The organism is Enterobacter sp. A103 (assembly GCF_034427535.1).
In the GTDB taxonomy this organism is placed as follows: Bacteria; Pseudomonadota; Gammaproteobacteria; order Enterobacterales; family Enterobacteriaceae; genus Enterobacter; species Enterobacter asburiae_B.
This window is the reverse complement of record NZ_JAXQPQ010000037.1, coordinates 1-628: the sequence shown is the minus strand read 5'-3', so window position 1 is coordinate 628 and position 628 is coordinate 1. Positions and strand designations below refer to the sequence as shown.

Genomic DNA, 628 nt, shown 5'->3' with positions numbered 1-628 from the left:
GTGGTGTGACTGCGTACCTTTTGTATAATGGGTCAGCGACTTATATTCTGTAGCAAGGTTAACCGTATAGGGGAGCCGAAGGGAAACCGAGTCTTAACTGGGCGTTAAGTTGCAGGGTATAGACCCGAAACCCGGTGATCTAGCCATGGGCAGGTTGAAGGTTGGGTAACACTAACTGGAGGACCGAACCGACTAATGTTGAAAAATTAGCGGATGACTTGTGGCTGGGGGTGAAAGGCCAATCAAACCGGGAGATAGCTGGTTCTCCCCGAAAGCTATTTAGGTAGCGCCTCGTGAACTCATCTTCGGGGGTAGAGCACTGTTTCGGCTAGGGGGCCATCCCGGCTTACCAACCCGATGCAAACTACGAATACCGAAGAATGTTATCACGGGAGACACACGGCGGGTGCTAACGTCCGTCGTGAAGAGGGAAACAACCCAGACCGCCAGCTAAGGTCCCAAAGTCATGGTTAAGTGGGAAACGATGTGGGAAGGCACAGACAGCCAGGATGTTGGCTTAGAAGCAGCCATCATTTAAAGAAAGCGTAATAGCTCACTGGTCGAGTCGGCCTGCGCGGAAGATGTAACGGGGCTAAACCATGCACCGAAGCTGCGGCAGCGACGCTTA

Annotated in this window: 1 rRNA gene; it reads left to right on the top strand. The window is 52.5% G+C overall.

From position 1 onward, the window contains the following. A 23S ribosomal RNA gene (locus tag SPH27_RS23040) occupies nt 1-628 on the top strand; the annotation flags it as partial.